The following is a 22,604-nucleotide window of genomic DNA, read 5'->3' on the forward strand; positions in this document are numbered from 1 at the left end:
AAATGTTGTATACTATTAACGAATCTTTTAATTAACTAACGAATCCATTTGTCTCAACTACTGTTTTACTAGGAGTGATATCTATATGTCTGAAGATAAAAATGATCGATATTTATCCAATTCCCTTGTTAGGGGATTAGAAATACTAAAGATGTTCAATGGAGACATGCCTACTCTTTCTCTATCTGAAATTGCGAATAAACTTAATGTTAGTAGGACAACTCCATACCGTATCTTGTTCACCCTTCAATCCTTAGGGTATATTCGCCAGGATGAATTAACGAAAAGATATGAACTGACACCTAAAGTTCTTGAACTGGGGTTCACCTATTTGAATACAATGCCTTTGTTAGATTTAGCACGACCTTATTTAGAAGAACTCAGAGACGAAACTGGGTTATCAACACATCTCGGAATACTTGAAGGCAATGAAGTAGCTTATATCGCTAGAGTTCCTGGGAAAGGTGTATCTACTGTCAATGTTACCGTTGGTTCAAGGCTTCCTGCACATGCTACTGCTTTAGGGAAAGTATTGCTTGCATTTCAAAAAGAAGAAAAGCTATCTGCTATGCTTAACGGGAATGAATTAAAATCCTATACAGGCAAGACAAAAACACAATTACTTGCCCTGGAAAATGAATTAAGAGAAATTAAGGAAAAAGGATATTCTACAAGCGATGAAGAATTTGAAAACGGGATTTTTTCTGTTGCAGCTCCAATTTTAAATAAACAGGGTCATATCATTGCTGCAATCAATGTTGTAGCACCTGTCGCCGTCTGTAAAGGTGATTTTATTACAGAAACCGTTATTCCTGCATTGCTAAGACATGCGGACAAACTATCTTCCTATTCTGGTTATCACCAACATAGTTAGGCGTGGCAGGGGAAATCGATATTCCTACATTAATAGAAAGAATGCGGAATGTTTATCGATATCCCCTCTTTTCAATGCCAATAAATAAACTTTTTCTGTATTACATCTAGAATAACACTCATTAAATAGCCTATTATAGCAATCAACATTACGGATGCTAATACATTTTCTTGGACAAGTGATGAAGACATAAAACTTAATAAATATCCCATTCCTTCTGTTGAACTAATCATTTCTGTCAATATTGAAATAATGAGAGCTAAAGGAAGGGCAATTCTCAAGCCAGTAAAAATGGACGGTGCTGTTGCAGGCAGCAATACCTTCCAAAACATGTTGAAATGATTAGCCCCCATATTCTGTGAAGCCCAAACATAAATATGATTTACCCTTAATGCACCATAGTAGGTATTAATAATGATAGGAAACAAGCACTCCAAAACGATTAAAAATATTTTAGAACCTGAACCAATACCCAGCATAAAAACTAGAATTGGGTATAGTGCTACCCTTGGTATCGGATAGCCAATTGAAAGCATCGGCTGCATTAATTTGTTCATTAGACTAAAACGGCTCATCATGATTCCCAGTGGGACACCAATTACAGCGGCAATCGTAAATCCACTCAATACACGGACCATTGTAACTGATAAATTATCCCAAAGTAACGGTGATATGGCTAGATCGTACGCCACCCCAATCACAACAAACATGGATGGGAATAGCCTTTCTGGCATAATACCAAGTGCTGCAATCACTTCCCATACAATTAATAATATAAAAATAGATTGATAATCTACTACTTTATTCCAAATCTTTTTGATCATTCTTTCACCTCATCAATCACTAGTAATTTTCTCTATTATCAACCTGGGATTATACTTTATTAACATCCCACCATAATACTTTGCTTCGAATTGTAAGTAATAGTTTATCAAAGATAAAACCCAGTAATCCGATGAATGCTACACCAGCAAACATATAGTCTGTTCTTCCTCCAAGATCGGCATTAAGAATTAAGAAACCTAACCCAAAACCGTTCGCAGCCCCAATGATTTCTGATGAAAACATCATAACAAAGGTCAATCCTAATGAAACTCTTAATCCATCAAAAATCTTAGGAAGTGTAACTGGAAATACAATTTTTCTTAATAATTGAAACGTGCTTGCTCCCATATTTTGTCCTGACCACAAATAAACTTGCTTTATGGATTTTACCCCATCTCTTGTCGCAACAAAGCACGGAAAGAATGCTGTTAAAAAGATAATTAAGATCCGAGTAGTATCTGTTATACCAAACCAAACCATTAAGATAGGAAGTAACGCAATCTTTGGTATGGGGTTTAACATGTTTACAATTGGATCAAAGAATGTCCCCACTCTACGATAATAACCTGCTAAGATTCCTAGAGTAACACCCACGATTACAACTAATAAAAAGCCCATCAGTGATCTAAATAGACTTGAGCCGATATGATTTAATAAATCTCCATCCACCCAAAGTTCACCCATTGATTTAATAATAGCCAAGGGGCTTGATAAGTAGGATGGGAACCATTGAAAGATTGCTAGGAGTTCCCATATTAAAAATATGGTCAATAGCTCAATTACAGCAATCATTCGGAGAGGTTTATTATCCATTGACTACCTCCGATATAATTTGGACTGGTTTATGATGCTCTTGATGAAGCAAATCCCAAATTTGGTTTCGATAATCTCTAAATTCAGCAGTTTTATAGAGATTTAAATCTCTAGGTCGAGGAAACTTTATATCGATAACCTCCGAAATAACGGCAGGTCGGCCGGAAAAAACCACAACAGTATCGCTTAAGAATACGGCTTCTTCAATATCATGGGTAACAAATAGAACACTCTTCTTCGATTCACTCCATATTCGGAGCAGTTCAACCTGCATTTCCTCTCTTGTTTGCGCGTCTAAGGCACCAAATGGTTCATCCATCAATAACACTTCTGGATCAAAGGCTAGTATTCGGGCAAGTGATACCCGCTGCCTCATTCCTCCAGACAATTGAGAAGGCAATTGATTTCGGAAGTCCCATAAACGAACCAGTTTTAAATACTTTTCAACAATTTCATTTCTTTCTTTCTTTGCAACCCCTTGAATATCTAATCCCCAAGCAACATTCTCAAATACATTTAACCATGGAAACAGTGCAGACTCTTGAAACATCATTCCTCTGTCCGGTCCTGGCTTTTCAACCTCTTTACCTCTGACTTTTACTTTTCCAGTAGTTTTTTCAATAAATCCGCCGACAATGTGTAAAAATGTACTCTTACCACAGCCGCTTGGTCCGACAATACTAACAAATTTCCCTTCAGGAATTGTTAAACTAACATCTTTTATCGCAACGACTTCTTCCTTTTTAGTGGACGAATAAACCTTTCTCAAATTTTCAATTTCCATTGCAGCATGCTTTTTGGTCATTTGAACTCCTCCTCTTTATAAATGCGAGGACAAATGTCCCCGCACTACTTATTCAGATGGCAACAGAGATGTATCAATTAAATCATCCAGATCAATCTTTTTCTCAATCCATTTATCTTTTAACATTAGATCCTGTACTTTTTCCCAACCATCTTTGTTAATATAGGCAGAACGATTATTATCGGTCATGTTTACATAGATTTCAGGATCAGCTTGGACCTTTTTCGTTTTATCAATAATCTTTTGTCTTGCTTCTGGTCCATTTTCATGGTAATACTTTACGATATTTGCATAGTCAGCTAGGAAGTCTTTTACAGCTTTCTTATTTTCTTTAATAAAGTCTGGGTGTAAAAACATAACGAGGAAATCTTCATCGAATGGAACTCCTGTTTTAGAGGTAAAAATGGTTTTAAACTCACCACTCTCTTCGGCAGCAGCACCAAATGGTTGCGGGAACATTCCTAAATCAATTTTTTTAGATTTGACTGCTTCCGTCATGGCTGGAATTGGAGTAATTGCATATTTCACGTCTTTATCCGGATCTAAACCAGCGGATCTTAATGCACTTCGAACCCACATATCAGTAGGAGATTTAAAATCAGAAAGCCCAATTGTTTTTCCTTTAAGGTCCTTAATGTCGTTAATTTCTGAATCTTTTAATGTCATGAAAGCTGAATTGAAGCCTACATCCGGTGTATCCTTGGACACAACAGCTACTACTTTCATCTCAACCCCTTGGGAGCTCGATAGAATGGCCGCACCTTGTCCTAATGTTCCCCCATCAATTTGATCAGCTTGATAGGCATTTAATCTATCAGCATTTGCTCTAAATTGAGAGAGATTAAGTTTATAAGTTTTTCCAAGATTTTTGGCTAACGATGGGTCTGCCTCGAAAAGCCAAATTGGTTCTTCGGTTGCAAATCCCCCGCCGAAGTTAATTTCTACAACTCCTCCATCTTTCGTTTCAGAAGTTCCTGATGACTTTTTGCCGGAACATGCGGCAAGCATTAAGGCTAATGTAATCAAACCGAAAAATAGTAAGTATTTTTTCAATACTAACAACTCCCATTCTCTCTCAAATTTTCAAAACGATTGACATCCCCTTACTAAAATCATCCCATTTGTTCCATTTTCGATTTCATGTAGATATGAAAGGCAAAATTAGATGTTTACAGCACGATCACCTCCCTTTGTGTTTTATATACAAAAACAAGTTTTGCTATATGTACATTGTAATAACAGTTGTGATAGTAGTCAATTTATTTATTTGAAAATATATAATTTTCAGTTAATCATAAATAAAAAAAGTCTTCAGTTTCCTGAGACTTTTTTAGCTTTAAAGTTTTTCCATAAAGTTTGTGTGGTGGCTAGAGAGCCATAATGAATCAGGAAATTATTCAAGATTCTGGGTGAGGAAGCCCAGAACTGGCTATAATATAATAATCAGCATTCTACCTGAGGTGAAATAAATGAATCGAAAACTTGTCCTTTTACTAAGTTTCCTGTATGTGGCATTTATGGCTATCCTATTTTTTTATTATCGTTCGGAAGGGGAATCTTATAAATCAACCGTTGCTATCGGTGGGATGGTTTGTGGGGCCGTTCCACTTCTCTTAGGCCTATTTACCAAACTCAAGTTCAATTTGCCAATTGTTATTTTCTATTTACTTTTCTTGGTCGGTTCACAATACTGCGGCTCGATTCTAGGCTGGTATGGTCTTGGCTGGTGGGATACCTTTGTGCACTTCCTAAGTGGTGCTATCCTTGCGTTTGCCGGTATTGCGTTATATGAAAGGTTGGTTCATCGAGATGCAGAGGTGGAAATATCGCCTTGGATTATCTTCCTGTTCACCTTATCCTTCGCTGCTTTAGGCGGTGTGATATGGGAAATCTATGAGTTTAGCTGTGATCAATTTTTCAATATGACGTTACAAGGCGGCGGAAATGATGATACCATGATTGATTTAATTTCCGATACAGGAGGAGGGCTAATCATTGCCCTTTGGGCTGGGGTAAGAACAAAAATAAAATTAAGGAAAAGCCATCAGCATCCTCAATTATCATAATTTGATCTACATAAAAAAAGCAGTCTAAAAAGTTAATTTTAGATCTGCTTTCTTTCGTTTTATACGAGTACTGCTGCGAAAAACTCATCGTATAGAGCTTGAACCGCTCTTTTTTCGTCAACTTGTTTTACACCGAACATCATACTAACCTCGGATGAACCTTGGTTAATCATTTCAATATTCACTTCTGCCTCCGCTAACGCTTTAGAGGCTCGTGCCATTGTTCCCACATTTCGGCGCATTCCTTCACCGACCACCATAATGAGTGAAAGGCTGTGCTGGACTTTTACCTCATCAGCATGCAACTCGGACTCAATTCTCCAGATAATTTCATTTTCCATGTCTGGGTCGATCTGGGCCTCTCTCAAGATGATGGAAACATCATCAATCCCTGAAGGTGTATGTTCATACGATAATCCATACTCTTCCAAAATACTCAACAGCTTTCGCCCAAAGCCAATTTCTCTATTCATTAAGTATTTACTAACGTAAATGCTGCAGAATCCTTTATCACTTGCTATTCCCACAACAGGTCCGTTCGTATTATCACGTGAATACACAATTCGTGTACCAGGTGCAACTGGATTGTTGGTGTTCTTAATTTGCACTGGGATACCTGCACGGAAAGCCGGTACAAGTGCCTCGTCATGCAGCACTGTAAATCCTGCATAAGATAATTCCCGCATTTCTCGGTAGGTTAACTCTTTAATTTCCTTTGGATGGGATACGAGGTTTGGATTAACAGAAAAAACAGCATCTACATCCGTGAAATTTTCATATAGAGTTGCTTTAATGCCGTTTGCTAAAATCGAACCAGTTATATCGGAGCCGCTCCGGGAGAACGTAAAGACTTCACCTTGCTTGCTATAGCCGAAAAATCCTGGAAAAATGATGATTCCTGGAATCTCGCGTAATGAATATAACTTCTCATACGATTCAGATAAGACCTGTGCATTTCCAGGTTCATCACTGACAAGCAGACCTGCGTCTTTTGGATTTACATACGTTGCCTCTACACCACGTGACCTAAAGTAAGCCGCTACTAATTTTGCGTTATTATCCTCACCACTAGCTTTTAAGAGATCCATAAACCGGTCAGGCTTACTACGGTCTCCATTTAATCTCTCTGATAAATCGTGATGTATTTCACTAATTATATCATTAGGGAGAGCTAACTCCGCTGCAATGGAGGCATACCTAGAAATAACGGCGTTGAACTTTTCCTCTGGATTGCTATCTTGCAAACATAGTTCAGCGCACTCAATCAACAAGTCCGTTACCTTCTCATCTTCAGCAAACCTCTTCCCAGGAGCAGATACTACAACTACTTTTCGCTCAGAATCAGACATCACAATCTGAAAGACTTTTTCGACTTGTTCTCCTGACGCTAAAGAGGATCCACCAAACTTTACTACCTTCATCACAACATCACCTATCCCAAAAAGTATAATCTTAATTTTAATCCTATTCAGAAAATAATCAAGTCTTTTTTTCTTCCTAAAAAGGACATTTGTATTTCTGGGAAGGACAAATAAAAAAAAGCAGTGAAATTTCTACCTCTTCACTGTTTGATTATTTCAATAAAATGGGAAAGGATTTTAGCAGTAAGACCCCAAATTGCTTTTTCATCATATCGGTAAAAATATTCATCGAGCGCCCTGGTGCGCCAATTATAATTTTCTCCACCAACAATTAAATCAAATGGAAAATTTTCCTCGGGCTCCACCTTAAAATGAATATGGTAAATATCTGGATCATTTTCAATAAAATACGGTAAAGGTACTGTGAAAACTTCTCCTACTTCTGCTGGATTTGGCTGTATCTTTTCTGGTTCTTTAATAATTGCTGCAAAAGGATAAATCATCATTCCGAAAGGAGAAATCATGAAGTCAAGTGGATAAACCTCCGATATGCTTTCTCTCCTTATCCCCAATTCTTCGATTGTTTCTCTAATTGCTGCACTTTTTTCATCTATATCCTGGGGATCTATTCTCCCCCCTGGAAAACAAATTTCTCCAGGCTGCCTTCGCAGCTGGAGTGAACGCACTTCAAACAAGACGTGAATTCCATCCTCTTTTTGTATAAGCGGAACCATCACCGCATATCTTGAAAATTTATCACTTCCCAAAATACTAGGTGTATGATTTTTTAATTTCGATTCAACATATTCAAAATTCATGATTGTCACCTCCAATGTAAAAAGTCTATACAACCATACTATCATTAACTATTTATATAATGCTTATCATATTATTTTTAACCAAGAAAAAACAACCCAATATTCAATGCTTGGATTGTTTTAAATACACAACGGTTATTATTCCACCCACGAAAACATATAATCTGGGTCCTCTATCAAATGTGCGGACTTAACAACTTTAAGCGGATGAAAGGTATCAATCATAACGGCTAGTTCCAGCGTTTCTTTTTTTCCAATGCTAGCCTCTATCTTTCCTGGGTGCGGACCATGTGGAATTCCACTTGGATGTAAGGTAATAGATTCCAATTGCACCCCTTTTCGACTCATGAAATTCCCTTTAACGTAATAAAGTAGTTCATCACTATTCACATTACTATGATAGTAGGGTGCAGGTATGGCTTCTGGATGATAATCAAACAGTCTTGGCACAAACGAACAAACGACAAAGTTATTACCTTCGAAGGTTTGATGAACAGGAGGCGGTTGATGAATTCTTCCTGTGATTGGTTCAAAATCCTCCACATTAAAAGCCCAAGGGTAAAGATATCCATCCCAGCCGATGACATCGAAAGGATGATGACCAGTTATATGAGAATGAAGAGATCCCCGCGATTTTGTTATGATCTCGTACTCTCCTTTTTCGTCATAGGTTTCTAGTATTTCGGGACCACGAAAATCACGTTCACAGAATGGGCTGTGCTCAAGCAATTGTCCATATTCATTTCGATATCTTCTGGGCGTTGTAATTTGGCTAAAAGATTCGATAAACAACAGTTTTGTAGCTTCCTTCTCATCGGGAATCAGCCGATAAATGGTTCCGATAGGTATGATTAGATAATCGCCTGCTCGATAGGAAATGGTTCCAAACATGGTTTCAAGCTTGCCTGAACCGTAATGAACAAACAGCATTTCATCCCCATCTCCATTACGGTAATAGCTCTTCATCGGTTCATTAACGGCTGCAGTACCAATCAATATATCCTGATTTCCAAGAATATATTCCCTTGCAGTAAGATTATCTCCTTTTTTGACCGTTTTATTTGTTAAAAAAAGGCGGTGCTGTAAGGATTGCTGGTCCTCGTATTCTGGTAAATAACTGCCAATCAAATCTGTTTTCAGAACTTCCGTTGGCATGTAATGATGGTATAGAATCGATTGTGTGCCTGAGAAACCTCTTGTACCCATTACCTGTTCTCGAAAGAGACTTCCATTGTCTTTTTTAAACATCGTATGGCGTTTTTGAGGAATCCTGCCCATTTGCCGATAATACATGATTTCACCTCACTTCAATCTTTTATGATGGTATTCTTTAATACACCGAGTTTATCAATCTCTAATTCAACCTCGTCACCCGGCTGCAGCCAGCGGTGGGCCTCTGTTCCAAGTTCTAGGATACATCCTGTTCCAACTGTTCCAGAACCGATGATTTCACCAGGATACAATGTGACGCCCGCTGAGGCCCTCTCAATCATTTCTCCAAACGAGTAATAGATTTCCTTCATATTCCCCTCAGAAAGAAGGACACCATTAATCCTAGCCTTCATACTGATGTCAAAGCCTTTACCCGATCTTAATGGATCCATCTCATCCTTGGTGATAATCCACGGTCCAATTGAGGTGGCAAAATCCTTCCCCTTTGCTGGTCCCAACCCTACCTTCATTTCCTGTCGTTGAAGATCCCGTGCGCTCCAATCATTAAGGATACAATAACCAAAAATATAATCTTCGGCTTCTACAGCAGCGATATTTCTCCCCTGCTTTCCAATAATGCAAGCAACTTCAAGCTCATAATCAAGCCAATTGCAATCGACAGGCTTAGATATTGTGTCTTCAGGACCCTTTATCGCCAGATGATTCGAAAAATAAAAGACAGGTATTTGATACCACTCCGGAATCATTTCCAGTCCCCTGTTCTCCCTGGCAGATTTAACATGCTGTTCAAATGCATAGAAATCACGGAAACTTTTTGGTTGAGGGAGTGGTGCCAGTAACGTAATCTCATTTAATGAATATACACCTTTATCACCAATAGATAACTGCAATAGATCCTGAGCAATTTTTAAGTTACTATCACTCTTCTCAAGGAAGTCAATCATATTTCCCGGTAACTTTCCGTTCGTTGCTTCATCTATATCAATAACAAGATCAGACTCTAACAGGATCCCGGACCTTACAGTTCTATTACTTTTTTCAAAGGTTATGAATCTCATATTGTCACCTAGTTTCCTATTTCCTAATAATATCGAACGTTTTACCTAATGGATTGGTATAAGTATTCCCAGCCATTCTCCCTATCGGCTGCAGTTTTAAGGTATCTATTCTCCCATTCTGGAATAATTGATCATCAACATGTATGTTCACTACTTTCCCTATTACTAGACTCCCTCCGCCCGGTTTGTCGCCAAAATCTAACACTTGATAGAGTTCACACTCTAAATGAACGAGAGATTCCTTAATACGAGGGACTTTCACCCTAAGACCAGGTTCTTTTGTAAAACCCGCTTCGTCAAGTTCATCCACATCTGGAGGAAATTCGACCGCACAATCGTTCATCTGTTTCGCCATATTTTCACTAACGATATTAATCACAAATTGCTTTGTTTTTTCTATGTTTACAAGTGTGTCTTTTTTTGCTCCGTCACTCCCCCTTCTCATTGGGGAAAAACAAATCAGCATAGGGTCAGCGCATATCGCAGTAAAAAAACTAAAGGGAGCCGCATTGGCATTTCCATCTTCATCCATAGTTGACACAAAAGCGATTGGACGAGGCAAAATTGAGCCAATGAGCAGCTTATAGGCGTCTCTCCATTCGAGTGTATCTGGTGACACTTCCATTCTAAACACCTCTCTTCTTTAAACTCTTAAAAAAAGGGAGAATCTTCTCCCTTTCCTCTTATAAGTTACCTCTTCGAGCCTGTTCTCTTTCAATAGATTCAAATAAGGCTTTAAAGTTACCTTCACCAAATCCTCGCGCACCTTTACGCTGGATGATTTCGATGAATAATGTAGGTCTATCGACTATAGGCTTGGTGAATATTTGCAGCAAGTAGCCTTCATCATCACGATCGACCAATATATTTAATTCTCGGAGCTTCTCAATTTCTTCATCAATTTTGCCGATTCGCTGCCCTAAATCCTCATAATAGGCAGCCGGTGTATTGAGGAACTCAACTCCATTCTTTTTCAAGGTGGAAACAGTTGAGACGATATCCTCTGTTAGAATTGCAAGGTGCTGTACCCCAGGACCATTATAGAATTCTAAATACTCTTGAATTTGTGATTTACGTTTCCCTTCTGCTGGTTCGTTAATTGGGAACTTAATTCTACCTCCATTATGCATAACTTTCGACATTAACGCGGAATACTCAGTCGTAATATCTTTATCTGTAAAATGCTTCATCTCTACGAATCCCATTACTTTAGAATAATATTCGACCCATTCTTCCATACTCTCCACGTTACCGACCACATGATCAAAACCAATTAATCCAGCATCCTCAATTGGAAGGTAAACAGAATACGGCTGGTAGCCCGGCATGAAAACACCTTGATAATTCTTGCGTTCTACTAACGTATGGATGGTATCTCCATATGTACCGAGAACGGCTTTTTTAATGGTACCCTTATCATCTTTTAGCTCAAATGGCGGTACTAGGGCAATGCCGCCACGTTCAACTGCAGCATTAAATGCCTTATCAACATCATCAACTAATAGTGCAACATCTTTAACACCATCACCATGATTTTTTACAAACTGGGCAGCGCCTGTACCTTCTTTATAGGAACCTGTGAGGACTAAACGGATATTCCTTTGTTGGAGGACATAGGAAACGGTTTCACGATTTCCTGTTTCAAGGCCAGAGTATGCTACCGGCTTAAACCCGAATGCTGTACAGAAAAAATGACAGGCTTGTTTTGCATTACCTGTGTAAATTTCTATATAGTCGACATCCCTAACAGGAAAGAAATCGTTAACAAGTTCTTCGGCTTTTAAGCGTTTTTCTTTCATTTATATTCCTCCTATTATCTTTTAATTAATAATATTCAGAATATATATTAATTGATACTGACGTGTCCCATCAAGAGCAGGGGGTAAAGCAGTAACGCTGTTGAGTAATAAAGATTTGTCAGTCCTTTTTACCAACGAACACCAGCGGTTTTCTTTTTCGAGCTAGTGGGGTATCTCCACTTTCCCCAACGCCTGCCTCTTTCCATTTTCGGGCAAGTGGGAGTTCTCCACCTTACCCGAACGCCAGCGTCTTTCCTTTTTCGGGAAAGTGGGGGCTCTCCACTTTCCCCAACGCCAGCCCTTTTCTTTTTTCAGGCATGTGGCTTCTCTCCACTATGCCAATAACACACTAAACAAAAAGAAACAGCCCCATAAAAAGGCTGTTTCTCCATTGTTTTATGACAATACCGCACGGTCGCTGGCCATTTGAACGCCGCGAATTCGTTTAAATTCTTCTAATAATCCCTCAATCGTTAGGTTTTTCTTGTTTTCAGCATCAACTTCTAAAATGATTTGACCTTTATCCATCATGATTAAGCGATTTCCGAGATCAATTGCTTGCTGCATATTATGGGTAACCATTAACGTTGTAAGCTGATATTTCCCAACAATCTCCCGCGTTAGGTTGGTAATTAATTCCGCTCTCGATGGGTCCAGTGCAGCCGTGTGCTCGTCAAGCAATAAAATAGAAGGTTCAGTGAATGTGGCCATTAACAGCGATAATGCCTGTCGTTCTCCTCCTGACAACAATCCTACCTTTGCACTTAAACGGTTCTCTAGTCCAAGGTGCAAGGATTCAAGAACTTCTCGGAAATATTCACGTCTTTTTTTCGTGACACCTCTCCTGAAAGTTCTCGTTTTATTTCGGGAGTAGGCCATCGCCAAGTTTTCCTCAATCGTCATGCTGGGTGCAGTACCTGCCATTGGGTCCTGAAATACCCGTCCAATCATTTTTGATCGCTTATACTCTGACATGGTGGTTACATTTTTGCCAGCAATTTGGATTTCACCAACATCGGGTACTAATACCCCTGAAATAATATTCATTAATGTTGATTTCCCTGCACCGTTACTTCCGATAACCGTAACAAAATCACCTGGTTTTAAAGTCAAATTAATATGATCAATTGCAATTTTTTCATCGGGAGTACCTTCATTAAAAATCTTATGAATCTGATTTAATTCAAGCATGGTTCTCCCCCTTTGTCTCAGCCGTTGCCTGTAACATATTCAGCTTCTCTTGTCTTCTCCGCGCTTTACGCTTCTTTTCTTTAGAGTGATCAATCATTTTTGGTGCTGTTAAGGCAATGATAACAATTAATGCTGTAATTACCTTCATATCACCAGGATCTAGAAATTCCACCCTTAATGCAAGAGTAACCACAATACGATAGATAATCGATCCTCCGATAACTGCAAGAGTAGCACGCGCAATCGATTTAGTACCAAACAATGCTTCACCGATAATAACAGAGGCTAAACCAATTACAATCATCCCGATACCCATACCTACATCCGCAAATCCACCTTGCTGTGCTATTAATGCGCCTGAAAATGCAACCAAAGCATTGGATAACCCAAGTCCAAGAATGGTAAGAAGGTTCGTATTAGCAGAGAAACTGCGAATCATTTGTTTATTGTTACCGGTTGCTCTTACAGCAAGACCAATTTCCGTTTGTAAAAATAAATCGGTCAGCCATTTAATTACGAAGGTTACGATAATCATAAAAATTAGAATTCCCCATGTATCAGGAAGGCTTTCCCCAAGACCCACCATCGTTAACAAACCATTAAAAAAAGAATCTACTCCCATATTTTCGAAAATCCCACCGATTTGTGTGAAAGAAGTTTCCGTATTTAATAAGGGAATGTTTGATCTTCCCATTATTCTAAGATTAATAGAATATAAGGCAATCATCATTAAAATACCGGAAAGCAAATTATTAATTTTCCCAAAGGTATGCAGCAGTCCTGTCATACAGCCTGCTGCAAAACCTGCAAATAGTGCAAATATAGTGGCTAAAAACGGATTAACCCCGCCAGCTATCAAGACTGCTGACAAAGCTGCACCTGTTACAAAACTCCCATCTACCGTTAAATCCGGAAAATCCAGGATACGAAAGGAAAGATAGACGCCCAGTGCCATAATCGCGTAGATGATACCTGCTTCAAATGATCCAAATATGGCTATAAACATTGAGATCATCCTTTCTTTAAGTCTTTGTTCTAATTGAATAAGATCCTAATGTAGTGATGAAGGAGTCAACCATGTTAGCGGCTGACTCCCAGCTTTAAAACTGTTTATTATTCCCCTTCGTAAAACTCACCAAGGTTTTTCCATTCCTCTTTCACTTTAAGCCCCTGTTCTTCTGCAGCTTTCTTATTAATAACAAGCGTTAAGCTGCTTGGCAATTCTACTGGAATTTCAGAAGGCTTCTTATTCCCGCTTAAAATTTCAGCCGCCATTAAACCTGATTGATAGCCAATATCGAAATATTCAAAGCCACTCGCAGCAACTGCACCTTTTTTCATCGAATCTAACTCACCAACAAATAAAGGGATTTTTTTGCTGTTTGCAACTGAAATAACAGACTCAAGAGCAGAAACAACCGTATTATCTGTTGGAATATAGATAGCATCAACACGACCCACTAAGGATTCAGCAGCCTGCTTTACTTCAGCAGAGGTAGAGACAGACACTTCCACTAGCTTAGCACCTTTATCTTCAGCTAATTTTTTCACTTCTTCCACTTGTACGATAGAGTTCTGTTCACCAGAATTATAGATAACACCAATTTTTTTCGCTTTTACTTCTTCTGTAATAAAGTTTATCGTTTTTGCTGTTCCATCAGGATGGTTATCGGTTGTACCAGTGATATTTTCACCCGGCTGATCAAATGACTTTACTAATTCAGCACCCACAGGGTCCGTTACAGAAGTAAAAATAATTGGGATCTCCTTCGTAGCATTTAATGCACCTGTTGCACTTGGAGTTGCATTAGCAAAAATAAGATCGACTTTATCCCCAACAAAATTATTAGAAATCGTTTGAACATTTGCCGATTCACCTTGAGCATTTTGCTCGTCATACTTAACATTAATACCTTTATCCTTTAATGCCTTTTTAAATCCTTCAGTTGCGGCATCCAATGATGGATGTGTAGCATATTGGGATATCCCAATTTTAAATACCTTTTCCCCTTCTTTTTCTGTTCCCCCAGCTGATTCTTTGCTGCCGCACCCAGCAAGCATTATCATTCCTGCCAAGGCAAAAGACAATGCCTTTACACCCTTTTTCATGTTTACATCCCCCTAATACCTGTTTTATAATTTTTTAAAAATTTATTATATTATAAAAGTTATTCTAGTATTTTTTTAGATTAAAAGCAATAGAATTCCCTAAAAATTATTTTCCGCTTTAAAGCGACAAATTTTTCAACTATTCTAAAAAAACAAAAAGCCCCCAGTAACGCGGGAGCTTAGCGGTAACCTATTCAATTATCTAGTTAATAATATTTATCTTCCAATCCTGTGTCTGCTCTAATAATTTATCGATTTCTATTGTTTTCAACTTATTTATGCATTTCTCAGATGTTAGATTTGCAGTTTTCTCTAGCAGCTTATCGATATCAATCATAATAGTTCCCATATCTAACCTCCATTGTATATTTACCAAAGTATTCGTACCCTAGTGGACATTTGTGGGGGTGAAACAAAAGAAAATCCAATGGACCTAGTCCCTATTATTGTTGTTAGAATAGGTATGCTAAAGTTTAATGATTATTCATCATTAAAAGTAGTTCATATAAAAATACAACTTTTTGTACAAACTAATCCTATATGGGAGGTGTAAGTTCAAAATGAAATTGAAAATAGTGGTAAGTTTATCAATTTTTACATTGCTATTATCTGGTGCTTGGTTCCTGAATAAGCACCAAAATTATCATCAATTTAATGAGGTCGACTCTTATATCAATAACCAGAATATAGTTCCTATGAATAATGAGTTCACTCCGCTGAATACCAATGTAAGCAATGAGAACACTAATATCCAATGGAAAGTATATATGCCATTTAGACCAAGAGAATATGTTCGGATTATAGGCTATTAATAAGAAAAGTGTTCCAAACATAATTCGGAACACTTTTTTTATTGTTATTAGTCAACAGATGATTTCTCCATTACCTTGTTATTATATTCTTTCAAGTCGTCTCTTACACTCTTGTCCCAAAGTTTTATTCCTGAATTATAGGCAGCCCTGTTAATTAAATGACCAGCAATCGGAGAAGTCATAAAAAGGAAAATAATTCCTAAGATTAGCCTCGAATTAAAATGACCTTCCAGAGCAAAAAAGTATAAAAATGTTCCCAATAGAATTGACATTACTCCAAGTGTAGCAGCTTTGGAGGCCGCATGATTTCTCGTATAAACATCTGGGAGTCTTATCACGCCAATAGTAGCAATTAGGCAAAATAGGGATCCAACTAAGATAAAGAATCCAATGAGAAAATCAATGATTACGCTCACGTTCGATAATAACCCCCTTTTCCAAATACTTAGCAAACGCCACTGTTCCAATAAAGGCAAGAATACCGATTAAAAGAATGATTTCGAGAAAAGCATGAGAGTCTAAAACGACTGATATCAATGCTGTAATGGCAACAAGATTCACACCCATTGCATCCAATGCAATCACTCGGTCAGCGACACTGGGACCTTTTATTACCCGATAAATTAATCCAAGCATCGCGATGGAGCAGAATAACAAAGCTATTCGAATAATAATTTCTATCATTACCTGCTCACCTCCAAAATAGCTTTTTCAAAGGAATTCTTAATACTATTGATCTCGTCTTCGACTTCCCCAATATTCATCGCATGAATAAAAAGCGTTTTATTATCGTCTGAAACATCAATCACTAATGTACCTGGCGTTAATGTTATTAAACTTGAGAGTAAAGTGATTTGCCAATCTTTCGTAAGCTCTGTGTCCATTGAAAAAATAGCTGGCCTCATATCTAATTTAGGTTTTAAAACAATCTTTACAATGGCTATATTGGACAAGATTAATTCCTTAATAAAAATAAAGATCAGCTTTATAAAAGACCATAATCGAAATAAATAAAAACGGCCATGGAAGTAACGTCGCAGCACAAATATGACAAGGAGTCCAAAAATATATCCTTTTATAAAACTAACGGGATCATAGGAAACCTTAATAAACATCCATAATAGGGCTAATACCACATTCAATAAAATTTGAAATGCCAAAACTTATTCACTCCTTTAAGACAGCATTAATATAGATATCGGGATCTAATAAAGTTTCGGCTGCCTGAGAAATATACGGCAATATGGATTCAGACCCAATTCCGTAAAGAGCAGAAATCATTACTAATATAACTGGAGCAATAAGCAATTGTTTGACAGGTGCTTTTTCCTCACCATTGTAAGTACGGTCCTTCCCCCAAAAACCGTTAATAAAGATTTTCATAACCGAAAACAGAACGAGTAAACTAGACATTAAGACAATAAAAGCACCTGTAAAGCTTTCTCCCTCAAATCCTCCTTGCACAATAAGAAGCTTTCCAACAAAGCCACTCAATGGCGGAATCCCTGCAAGAGCTAAGGCAGCAATAAAGAACGTCCAACCAAGGCCTGGATAACGGGTAATTAATCCGCTAAAATTTCTTAACTTGCTAGTCCCCGTAATTGAAATGACAATCCCTATTAGTAGAAATAATGCTGCTTTAATAAACATATCATGAATTAAATAGTAAACTGCACCTGATATTGAAGCTGTATTCAAAACAGAAACCCCAAAAAGAATCACACCTACAGCGATAATAATATTATAAATAATAATATTCTTGATGTCCCAGTAAGCAATGGCACCAATAACACCGAACACAATGGACAGAATTGCTAGAACCGAAAGAATACCAAAAGCATCCATATCATGATAAAAGAAAAGCGTATAGGTTCTTGTAATTGAATAAACTCCGACTTTTGTCAATAAAGCACCAAAAATTGCTAATACAGGGGCAGGTGGTGCGTAATAAGATCCCGGCATCCAAAAGTAGAGTGGGAAAATGGCTCCTTTTAATCCAAAAACAATTAAAAACAACACAGCAATCACAGTTAATATTCCTGGCATCCCATTTGCACTAACTTCATTGATTCGACTGGAAATATGAGCCATATTTAACGTACCAATGACGGAATATAAGTAGGCAACCGCAACAACAAATAATGCAGATGATATTACATTGACGAGTAAATATTTAATGGATTCTCTTAGTTGTATCTTAGTTCCTCCTAGTACTAACAAAACATAGGAAGACATAAGCATAACCTCAAAAAACACAAAAAGATTAAAGACATCTCCTGTTGTAAAAGCACCGTTCACACCAACTAATAAAAAGTTAAATACAGCATAATAGTAATACTTTTCACGTTCTACTCCAATCGAATTAAAGGAGTAAAGTAAACAAACAAACGCAATAAGGCTGGTTGTAAGTACTAATAGTGCTGAAAACATGTCAGATACTAACGTAATCCCAAATGGAGCGTCCCAGCTGCTGACATTTAGGGACTGAACCCCATCCGTCCGTACCTTTTGTACAATTCCCCAGCCCGCAATAATCGTACTTAATGAGGAGATGATTGCTACAACTCGCTGAGCCTTGATACTTTTATTCAAAAATATCAATAACACCCCAGTAAACAAGGGGATTAATATAGGTAAAATGATTAAATTAGTCATCTTTCTCAGTTCCCCTCATTTCTTCTAGATTATCTGTCCCTAGTTCTTGGTAGGTTCGATAAGCCAATACTAGGAAAAAAGCTGTCACACCAAAGCTGATTACAATCGCTGTTAATATCAGCGCCTGAGGCAGAGGATCTGAATAGCTTTCCGCATTCCCTCCTAAAATAGGTGCGGCTCCCCTTTTTAGTCCACCCATGGTAAGAATAAGAAGATGGGCACCGTGGCTTAATAGTCCAGTTCCAACAATGATTCGTAACAGACTTTTCGACAGCATCAAATAGGTAGCTGTCATAAATAGAATACCAATTACAAATGCCATAAGAATTTCCATTATTCATCCTCCCCTATTGTTTGAATAATGGTCATAGTCACTCCGACAACAACAAAGTACACTCCCAAATCAAATAACGTGGCAGTATGAAGAGATAACTTACCCAAAAGCGGCAAGTAAACATCCCCAAATGCATGGGTTAAAAATGGAACATCAAAGATGAGAGAACCCGCACTTGTTCCTATTGCAAATAGCAGCCCAATCGCCGTAAGAATCCGGTAGTTTACAGGTAAAATTTTTGCAACTGTTTGGATATCATAGGTTATTAATAGGAGAACAATCGCCCCGGCTGTCATTAGCCCTCCTATAAACCCTCCACCTGGATAATAATGACCCGCTGTAAAAATATAGACTGAATAGAGAGCAATAAAGAAGAGAAGAACTTTTACGGCAGTTTCTAGTATGAGATTGTTTGTTTTTCTCATCCTTCTTTCCTCCTGTTCAATCTTAATTTGATCATGGCAAAGATTCCTAAAGACGCAATGGCCAATACCGTGATTTCAAAGAGCGTATCAAAGCCGCGAAAATCAACTAGTATGACGTTTACCATGTTCTTGCCTGCAGCCTCTGTATAGGTATTCTCCACGTAATACTTTGATATAGAATCAAATAGCTTACTACTATGAGCTGAAAGTGCAATTAAGGTTACAATTCCACCTACTCCAACTGAGATGACGGCATTAGTAAGTCTAAATCTCATCCTTGTCTCAAACTTCCTTAATTTCGGCAAATGATAGAAGCAAACCAGGAATAACGCAACAGAGATCGTTTCTATAACAAGTTGAGTTAAAGCTAAATCCGGTGCTCTAAAGAGTACATAGAATAAAGATACCGTATACCCAACAGCACCAAGCAAAATTATAGAAGTCATTCTTGATCTAGCAAATAGAATACAAATCGATCCCAACACAACAAGAATGGCTAAGGCCACTTCGTATACTCCTATTGTGGAAACATCCCTTGTATCAAATAAAAAGGCATTCTTTTCAATAAGCGTAGTAGAAAGAATAACAATAAAGAACGCAAATATATACACGAGATATGACCTAATCGATCCATTCATATAGGTTTTCGTTAACTTATAGGAGACTGATTGTATCCCTTCCAATAAGAAATCATAAAATCGATTAAGAGTAAGTTTCTCTGGAATTGCTTGATAGATTTTCTTCCATCTAGAATGCGTTTTATAAAGGAGTATTCCTAAAATAATTACACCTAGTGTCATAAACAGTTCTATGTTAGGTCCATGCCAGAATGAAATATGAACCATAAATTCTTCTCCAGCCCCTAGTAAACTTGGTAGAATCGAAGCCATAGCTGGTGAGATGAGACTTTCTGATAAAAGGTTTGGGAAAAACCCGAAAATAATGACAAGTGAAACTAAGATAACCGGTGAAATCAGTAATCCCATTGGAGCTTCATGTGGTTTCTTATCAAGTTTGTCCGGCTGATACTTACCTGTGAATGTTTTGAAAACAAGAATCATGCTATAAACAAAAGTAAAGATGCTCGCAATCCAAGCAAGCACAGGGAATAAGACTCCCCATGTTTCAAGATTAAAGAGATCCATTTCAGTTAAATGAATCATGGCTGTAAAAAACATTTCTTTACTTAGGAACCCATTAAATGGCGGGAGTCCAGCCATTGAGAATGCACCAATAATAGAAATGGAAAACGTAATCGGCATAAAATGCATTAATCCACCCAGTTTACGAATATCCCTTGTTCCTGTTTCATGGTCGACAATTCCAGCTGCCATGAATAAGCTACCTTTAAAGGTTGCATGGTTAATTAAGTGGAAAATCGCTGCTGTAACAGCCACCGTATAAATGTTTTCCTCCAAAAAGTTATAATGAAGAGCCGCTGCTCCAGCGCCAAGCAATGACATGATGAGACCTAATTGGCTGACGGTTGAGAAGGCTAGTATCGCCTTTAAATCGGTTTGTTTTACCGCGAAAATGGAACCCCATATTAATGTAAGTATCCCTGCACTAGTTACTAACCAGAACCAGAGAAAATGTTCTCCAAACACCGGAGTGAAACGTGCTACTAAATAAATTCCTGCCTTTACCATCGTTGCCGAGTGTAAATAGGCACTCACAGGTGTTGGAGCTTCCATTGCGTCAGGAAGCCAAATATAGAATGGAAATTGGGCAGATTTTGTAAAAGCACCAAGCAAAATACAAAGTAACGCAGGCACAAATAATACATGGTTAAAAATAGCATTAGACTGAGATATCAATTCTGTAACACTAAAGGTCCCTGCCATAATGTAAAGAAGGATTATTCCTCCTAACATGGCGAGGCCGCCAAATACTGTTATAAGCATTGATTTTTGAGCACCATAACGGGATTTATCCCGCTCGTACCAGTAACCAATTAATAGAAAAGATGAAAAGCTAGTTAACTCCCAAAATGCATACATCACAATTAAGTTATCCGATAAGACAACTCCTAGCATGGCGCCCATAAAGAGCAGTAAATATACATAAAAGTGGCTGAGCTTTTCTTTATTCTTTGCTAAATAATAGATAGAGTAAAGAACAACCAATGCCCCTATACCTGTGATTAGCAGGGCAAATAAAAGGCCCAGTCCGTCGACTTTTGCTGTAAAATTAATCCCTAAAGACGGAATCCAGTTAATGCTTTCAAGTAATGGTTTCCCTCTCATTGTTTCCGGTAAGAAAGCGAGAAAATAGACGAACAATAAAATAGGTAAGGGCAGCACAAACCATCCTGTATGTATCTGGCGTAAAACTCTGTAAAATAGAGGAATAAAAACAGAAAGGATCAATGGTGCTAAAATCGCTAAATGTAGAGAAGACATGTCAAAACCTCCTTATTTCTGAGACCAACCCTTTGGGTTGCCCGTTAGCTTATGTTTGGAATAAAAGCTCATCTATATATCATTCCACCTCTCCATTCTTTTCATTAATTTTCCTTTTTAATTTTTGGAAATACAAAAAGAGCCTATCGCCAAAGGACATAATTATCCCTTGGTGACAGGCTCCTCCAAAAATCTTTAATATTTAAATATTTATTTAATGTTAACATGACTTTTGTGTCCATTCAATGTTTTTTTACTAAAAAAATAATACAACCATGAACTTCGTCCAAGCTTTCCGAACTGCTATTTCATAAATTGAAGGTAAATAATGAACGGTGGAGGTGGAGAAGGAATGGGTCAACAAGGCGGCGGCAACAAAGCTTTTGCATTAATTGTAGTTTTGTTTATTCTGTTAATTATTGTCGGGTCTGCATTTATTGGGGGCGGATATTAATCAATAGGAATAGGGCTTCAGCGTCAATATGCTGAAGCCTTTTTAAATAAATTGTTGTATCTTCAGTAAAACTATCTGTATGATAGTAACATTACAAAAAATATTGGAGGCACTTATGCTTACTTTTAATGAAAAATTAGCCATCATTGAAACATTTTCAGAATTAGAACGAAAAGACGTCTCACTTAAACGTGTTAATTTCCAGCTGCCCAACAGCGCATCAGACAAGAAAAATATAGTTTATCATCTTCACCCAAATGGTAACGGATTTGTATATGCAGGAAACCTGCCTTCCTATCAAACAGATGACAAGGGAATGGTTAATATTCGTGATTTTTCTGCAGATGAATTAAAGAAATTGATCAAGGAGTCGATTGAATCGTTATTACCCGTAGAAAAGACCCTTGAAGAAGAAGCCATTATCGGTAATCAGGTGGAAGAACGCTGGGTTGATAAGGAAAAAAATCATCTTATTTTAATCAACGAAAACGATACATGGAATATTTACTATGGACTAAACCTTGAAGAAAGCTTCGATACTTACGGTGAAGCAGAAGAATTTTTAAAAGAGGAAGGATTCCGAAGAGTATAGTTACATATTTTAATTCAAGCTGTGCCAAAGCACAGCTT

The 22,604-nt window shown here is 37.8% G+C and carries 26 protein-coding genes; 5 read left to right on the forward strand and 21 right to left on the reverse strand.

The window, feature by feature from the left end; genetic code table 11:
- The first annotated feature begins 85 nt into the window (after positions 1-85).
- Complete coding sequence (locus QNH29_RS19875; RefSeq protein ID WP_283861060.1) at positions 86-874, forward strand: IclR family transcriptional regulator; 789 nt, start codon at positions 86-88, stop codon at positions 872-874.
- 71 nt (positions 875-945) lie between these two features.
- Here the strand turns inward: QNH29_RS19875 and QNH29_RS19880 are convergent, their stop codons facing one another.
- Genes QNH29_RS19880 through QNH29_RS19895 form a run of 4 tightly spaced genes read right to left on the reverse strand, consistent with a single transcriptional unit; the run spans position 946 to position 4,370 of the window.
- The gene (locus tag QNH29_RS19880; RefSeq protein WP_283861061.1) at positions 946-1,698 is read right to left on the reverse strand and encodes an ABC transporter permease; all 753 of its coding nucleotides are present in this window, start codon (positions 1,696-1,698) and stop codon (positions 946-948) included.
- 49 nt (positions 1,699-1,747) lie between these two features.
- Positions 1,748-2,512 (reverse strand): ABC transporter permease, encoded by a 765-nt coding sequence (locus QNH29_RS19885; RefSeq protein ID WP_283861062.1) that lies wholly within the window; start codon positions 2,510-2,512, stop codon positions 1,748-1,750.
- Positions 2,505-3,317 (reverse strand): ABC transporter ATP-binding protein, encoded by an 813-nt coding sequence (locus QNH29_RS19890; RefSeq protein WP_283861063.1) that lies wholly within the window; start codon positions 3,315-3,317, stop codon positions 2,505-2,507. The genes QNH29_RS19885 and QNH29_RS19890 overlap by 8 nt, the downstream gene beginning before the upstream one ends.
- Before the next feature lie 48 nt (positions 3,318-3,365).
- Positions 3,366-4,370 (reverse strand): ABC transporter substrate-binding protein, encoded by a 1,005-nt coding sequence (locus QNH29_RS19895; RefSeq protein ID WP_283861064.1) that lies wholly within the window; start codon positions 4,368-4,370, stop codon positions 3,366-3,368.
- Positions 4,371-4,786: 416 nt separating this feature from the next.
- On the opposite strand from QNH29_RS19895, the gene QNH29_RS19900 reads away from it, so the two are divergent.
- Positions 4,787-5,383 carry a DUF2238 domain-containing protein gene (locus tag QNH29_RS19900; RefSeq protein WP_283861065.1) on the forward strand — a complete coding sequence of 199 codons (597 nt, stop codon included), beginning with the start codon at positions 4,787-4,789 and terminating at the stop codon, positions 5,381-5,383.
- Positions 5,384-5,442: 59 nt separating this feature from the next.
- Here QNH29_RS19900 and QNH29_RS19905 read toward each other — a convergent pair whose 3' ends face one another.
- The 10 genes from QNH29_RS19905 to QNH29_RS19950 form a co-directional block, all read right to left on the reverse strand.
- Complete coding sequence (locus QNH29_RS19905; protein WP_283861066.1) at positions 5,443-6,804, reverse strand: aspartate kinase; 1,362 nt, start codon at positions 6,802-6,804, stop codon at positions 5,443-5,445.
- A gap of 140 nt (positions 6,805-6,944) precedes the next feature.
- Positions 6,945-7,562, reverse strand: a complete 618-nt coding sequence (locus tag QNH29_RS19910) for an NUDIX hydrolase (protein WP_283861067.1) — start codon at positions 7,560-7,562, stop codon at positions 6,945-6,947.
- Between the two features lie 138 nt (positions 7,563-7,700).
- Positions 7,701-8,855, reverse strand: a complete 1,155-nt coding sequence (locus QNH29_RS19915) for a homogentisate 1,2-dioxygenase (protein ID WP_283861068.1) — start codon at positions 8,853-8,855, stop codon at positions 7,701-7,703.
- Between the two features lie 14 nt (positions 8,856-8,869).
- Positions 8,870-9,793: a fumarylacetoacetate hydrolase family protein gene (locus QNH29_RS19920; RefSeq protein ID WP_481858743.1), complete on the reverse strand. Its 924-nt coding sequence runs from the start codon at positions 9,791-9,793 to the stop codon at positions 8,870-8,872.
- Between the two features lie 16 nt (positions 9,794-9,809).
- Complete coding sequence (locus QNH29_RS19925; RefSeq protein ID WP_283861069.1) at positions 9,810-10,418, reverse strand: flavin reductase family protein; 609 nt, start codon at positions 10,416-10,418, stop codon at positions 9,810-9,812.
- 58 nt (positions 10,419-10,476) lie between these two features.
- On the reverse strand, positions 10,477-11,592 hold the full coding sequence (gene hppD, locus QNH29_RS19930) for a 4-hydroxyphenylpyruvate dioxygenase (protein WP_283861070.1): 1,116 nt from the start codon (positions 11,590-11,592) through the stop codon (positions 10,477-10,479).
- Between the two features lie 396 nt (positions 11,593-11,988).
- Positions 11,989-12,783 (reverse strand): ABC transporter ATP-binding protein, encoded by a 795-nt coding sequence (locus tag QNH29_RS19935; protein ID WP_283861071.1) that lies wholly within the window; start codon positions 12,781-12,783, stop codon positions 11,989-11,991.
- Positions 12,776-13,789, reverse strand: a complete 1,014-nt coding sequence (locus QNH29_RS19940; RefSeq protein WP_283861072.1) for an ABC transporter permease — start codon at positions 13,787-13,789, stop codon at positions 12,776-12,778. The genes QNH29_RS19935 and QNH29_RS19940 overlap by 8 nt, the downstream gene beginning before the upstream one ends.
- Before the next feature lie 107 nt (positions 13,790-13,896).
- Entirely contained in the window at positions 13,897-14,892 is a 996-nt protein-coding gene (locus QNH29_RS19945; RefSeq protein ID WP_283861073.1) for an ABC transporter substrate-binding protein, read from the reverse strand.
- Between the two features lie 202 nt (positions 14,893-15,094).
- Positions 15,095-15,241, reverse strand: coding sequence for a hypothetical protein (locus QNH29_RS19950; protein ID WP_283861074.1), 147 nt, complete (start codon positions 15,239-15,241; stop codon positions 15,095-15,097).
- Positions 15,242-15,452: 211 nt separating this feature from the next.
- On the opposite strand from QNH29_RS19950, the gene QNH29_RS19955 reads away from it, so the two are divergent.
- Entirely contained in the window at positions 15,453-15,704 is a 252-nt protein-coding gene (locus tag QNH29_RS19955; protein ID WP_283861075.1) for a hypothetical protein, read from the forward strand.
- Between the two features lie 47 nt (positions 15,705-15,751).
- On the opposite strand, the gene mnhG is transcribed toward QNH29_RS19955, so the two are convergent.
- Genes mnhG through QNH29_RS19990 form a run of 7 tightly spaced genes read right to left on the reverse strand, consistent with a single transcriptional unit; the run spans position 15,752 to position 21,520 of the window.
- A complete protein-coding gene (mnhG, locus tag QNH29_RS19960; RefSeq protein WP_283861076.1) occupies positions 15,752-16,120 on the reverse strand; it encodes a monovalent cation/H(+) antiporter subunit G in 369 nt (122 codons plus the stop codon).
- Complete coding sequence (locus QNH29_RS19965; RefSeq protein ID WP_283861077.1) at positions 16,104-16,388, reverse strand: Na(+)/H(+) antiporter subunit F1; 285 nt, start codon at positions 16,386-16,388, stop codon at positions 16,104-16,106. Before QNH29_RS19965 ends, mnhG begins: the two co-directional genes overlap by 17 nt.
- Positions 16,388-16,864: a Na+/H+ antiporter subunit E gene (locus QNH29_RS19970; RefSeq protein ID WP_283861078.1), complete on the reverse strand. Its 477-nt coding sequence runs from the start codon at positions 16,862-16,864 to the stop codon at positions 16,388-16,390. Before QNH29_RS19970 ends, QNH29_RS19965 begins: the two co-directional genes overlap by 1 nt.
- 7 nt (positions 16,865-16,871) lie before the next feature.
- Positions 16,872-18,359 carry a Na+/H+ antiporter subunit D gene (locus QNH29_RS19975; RefSeq protein ID WP_283861079.1) on the reverse strand — a complete coding sequence of 496 codons (1,488 nt, stop codon included), beginning with the start codon at positions 18,357-18,359 and terminating at the stop codon, positions 16,872-16,874.
- Entirely contained in the window at positions 18,352-18,693 is a 342-nt protein-coding gene (locus QNH29_RS19980) for a Na(+)/H(+) antiporter subunit C (protein WP_283861080.1), read from the reverse strand. Before QNH29_RS19980 ends, QNH29_RS19975 begins: the two co-directional genes overlap by 8 nt.
- A complete protein-coding gene (locus tag QNH29_RS19985; protein ID WP_283861081.1) occupies positions 18,693-19,118 on the reverse strand; it encodes a Na(+)/H(+) antiporter subunit B in 426 nt (141 codons plus the stop codon). The genes QNH29_RS19980 and QNH29_RS19985 overlap by 1 nt, the downstream gene beginning before the upstream one ends.
- Positions 19,115-21,520 (reverse strand): Na+/H+ antiporter subunit A, encoded by a 2,406-nt coding sequence (locus QNH29_RS19990; RefSeq protein WP_283861082.1) that lies wholly within the window; start codon positions 21,518-21,520, stop codon positions 19,115-19,117. The genes QNH29_RS19985 and QNH29_RS19990 overlap by 4 nt, the downstream gene beginning before the upstream one ends.
- Positions 21,521-21,872: 352 nt before the next feature.
- Between QNH29_RS19990 and QNH29_RS19995 the strand changes: the two genes are divergently transcribed.
- Both QNH29_RS19995 and QNH29_RS20000 read left to right on the forward strand, forming a co-directional pair.
- Positions 21,873-21,974: a YjcZ family sporulation protein gene (locus tag QNH29_RS19995; RefSeq protein ID WP_283865686.1), complete on the forward strand. Its 102-nt coding sequence runs from the start codon at positions 21,873-21,875 to the stop codon at positions 21,972-21,974.
- A 115-nt stretch (positions 21,975-22,089) separates the two neighbouring features.
- Entirely contained in the window at positions 22,090-22,566 is a 477-nt protein-coding gene (locus QNH29_RS20000) for a hypothetical protein (protein WP_283861083.1), read from the forward strand.
- Positions 22,567-22,604: the final 38 nt, after the last annotated feature.

Source organism: Neobacillus sp. DY30, from assembly GCF_030123065.1.
Lineage (GTDB): Bacteria > Bacillota > Bacilli > Bacillales > Cytobacillaceae > Neobacillus.

Coding starts and splice junctions, on each gene's coding strand:
- QNH29_RS19885 (WP_283861062.1), bottom strand. CDS start 2,512: ATGGATAATAAACCTCTCCGAATGATTGCTGTAATTGAGCTATTGACC.
- QNH29_RS19915 (WP_283861068.1), bottom strand. CDS start 8,855: ATGTATTATCGGCAAATGGGCAGGATTCCTCAAAAACGCCATACGATG.
- hppD (WP_283861070.1), bottom strand. CDS start 11,592: ATGAAAGAAAAACGCTTAAAAGCCGAAGAACTTGTTAACGATTTCTTT.
- QNH29_RS19975 (WP_283861079.1), bottom strand. CDS start 18,359: ATGACTAATTTAATCATTTTACCTATATTAATCCCCTTGTTTACTGGG.
- QNH29_RS19890 (WP_283861063.1), bottom strand. CDS start 3,317: ATGACCAAAAAGCATGCTGCAATGGAAATTGAAAATTTGAGAAAGGTT.
- QNH29_RS19965 (WP_283861077.1), bottom strand. CDS start 16,388: ATGATAGAAATTATTATTCGAATAGCTTTGTTATTCTGCTCCATCGCG.
- QNH29_RS19905 (WP_283861066.1), bottom strand. CDS start 6,804: ATGAAGGTAGTAAAGTTTGGTGGATCCTCTTTAGCGTCAGGAGAACAA.
- QNH29_RS19950 (WP_283861074.1), bottom strand. CDS start 15,241: ATGGGAACTATTATGATTGATATCGATAAGCTGCTAGAGAAAACTGCA.
- QNH29_RS19955 (WP_283861075.1), top strand. CDS start 15,453: ATGAAATTGAAAATAGTGGTAAGTTTATCAATTTTTACATTGCTATTA.
- QNH29_RS19925 (WP_283861069.1), bottom strand. CDS start 10,418: ATGGAAGTGTCACCAGATACACTCGAATGGAGAGACGCCTATAAGCTG.
- QNH29_RS19875 (WP_283861060.1), top strand. CDS start 86: ATGTCTGAAGATAAAAATGATCGATATTTATCCAATTCCCTTGTTAGG.
- QNH29_RS19880 (WP_283861061.1), bottom strand. CDS start 1,698: ATGATCAAAAAGATTTGGAATAAAGTAGTAGATTATCAATCTATTTTT.
- QNH29_RS19940 (WP_283861072.1), bottom strand. CDS start 13,789: ATGTTTATAGCCATATTTGGATCATTTGAAGCAGGTATCATCTACGCG.
- QNH29_RS19935 (WP_283861071.1), bottom strand. CDS start 12,783: ATGCTTGAATTAAATCAGATTCATAAGATTTTTAATGAAGGTACTCCC.
- QNH29_RS20000 (WP_283861083.1), top strand. CDS start 22,090: ATGCTTACTTTTAATGAAAAATTAGCCATCATTGAAACATTTTCAGAA.
- QNH29_RS19945 (WP_283861073.1), bottom strand. CDS start 14,892: ATGAAAAAGGGTGTAAAGGCATTGTCTTTTGCCTTGGCAGGAATGATA.
- QNH29_RS19920 (WP_481858743.1), bottom strand. CDS start 9,793: ATGAGATTCATAACCTTTGAAAAAAGTAATAGAACTGTAAGGTCCGGG.
- QNH29_RS19990 (WP_283861082.1), bottom strand. CDS start 21,520: ATGTCTTCTCTACATTTAGCGATTTTAGCACCATTGATCCTTTCTGTT.
- QNH29_RS19985 (WP_283861081.1), bottom strand. CDS start 19,118: ATGAGAAAAACAAACAATCTCATACTAGAAACTGCCGTAAAAGTTCTT.
- QNH29_RS19980 (WP_283861080.1), bottom strand. CDS start 18,693: ATGGAAATTCTTATGGCATTTGTAATTGGTATTCTATTTATGACAGCT.
- QNH29_RS19995 (WP_283865686.1), top strand. CDS start 21,873: ATGGGTCAACAAGGCGGCGGCAACAAAGCTTTTGCATTAATTGTAGTT.
- QNH29_RS19900 (WP_283861065.1), top strand. CDS start 4,787: ATGAATCGAAAACTTGTCCTTTTACTAAGTTTCCTGTATGTGGCATTT.
- QNH29_RS19910 (WP_283861067.1), bottom strand. CDS start 7,562: ATGAATTTTGAATATGTTGAATCGAAATTAAAAAATCATACACCTAGT.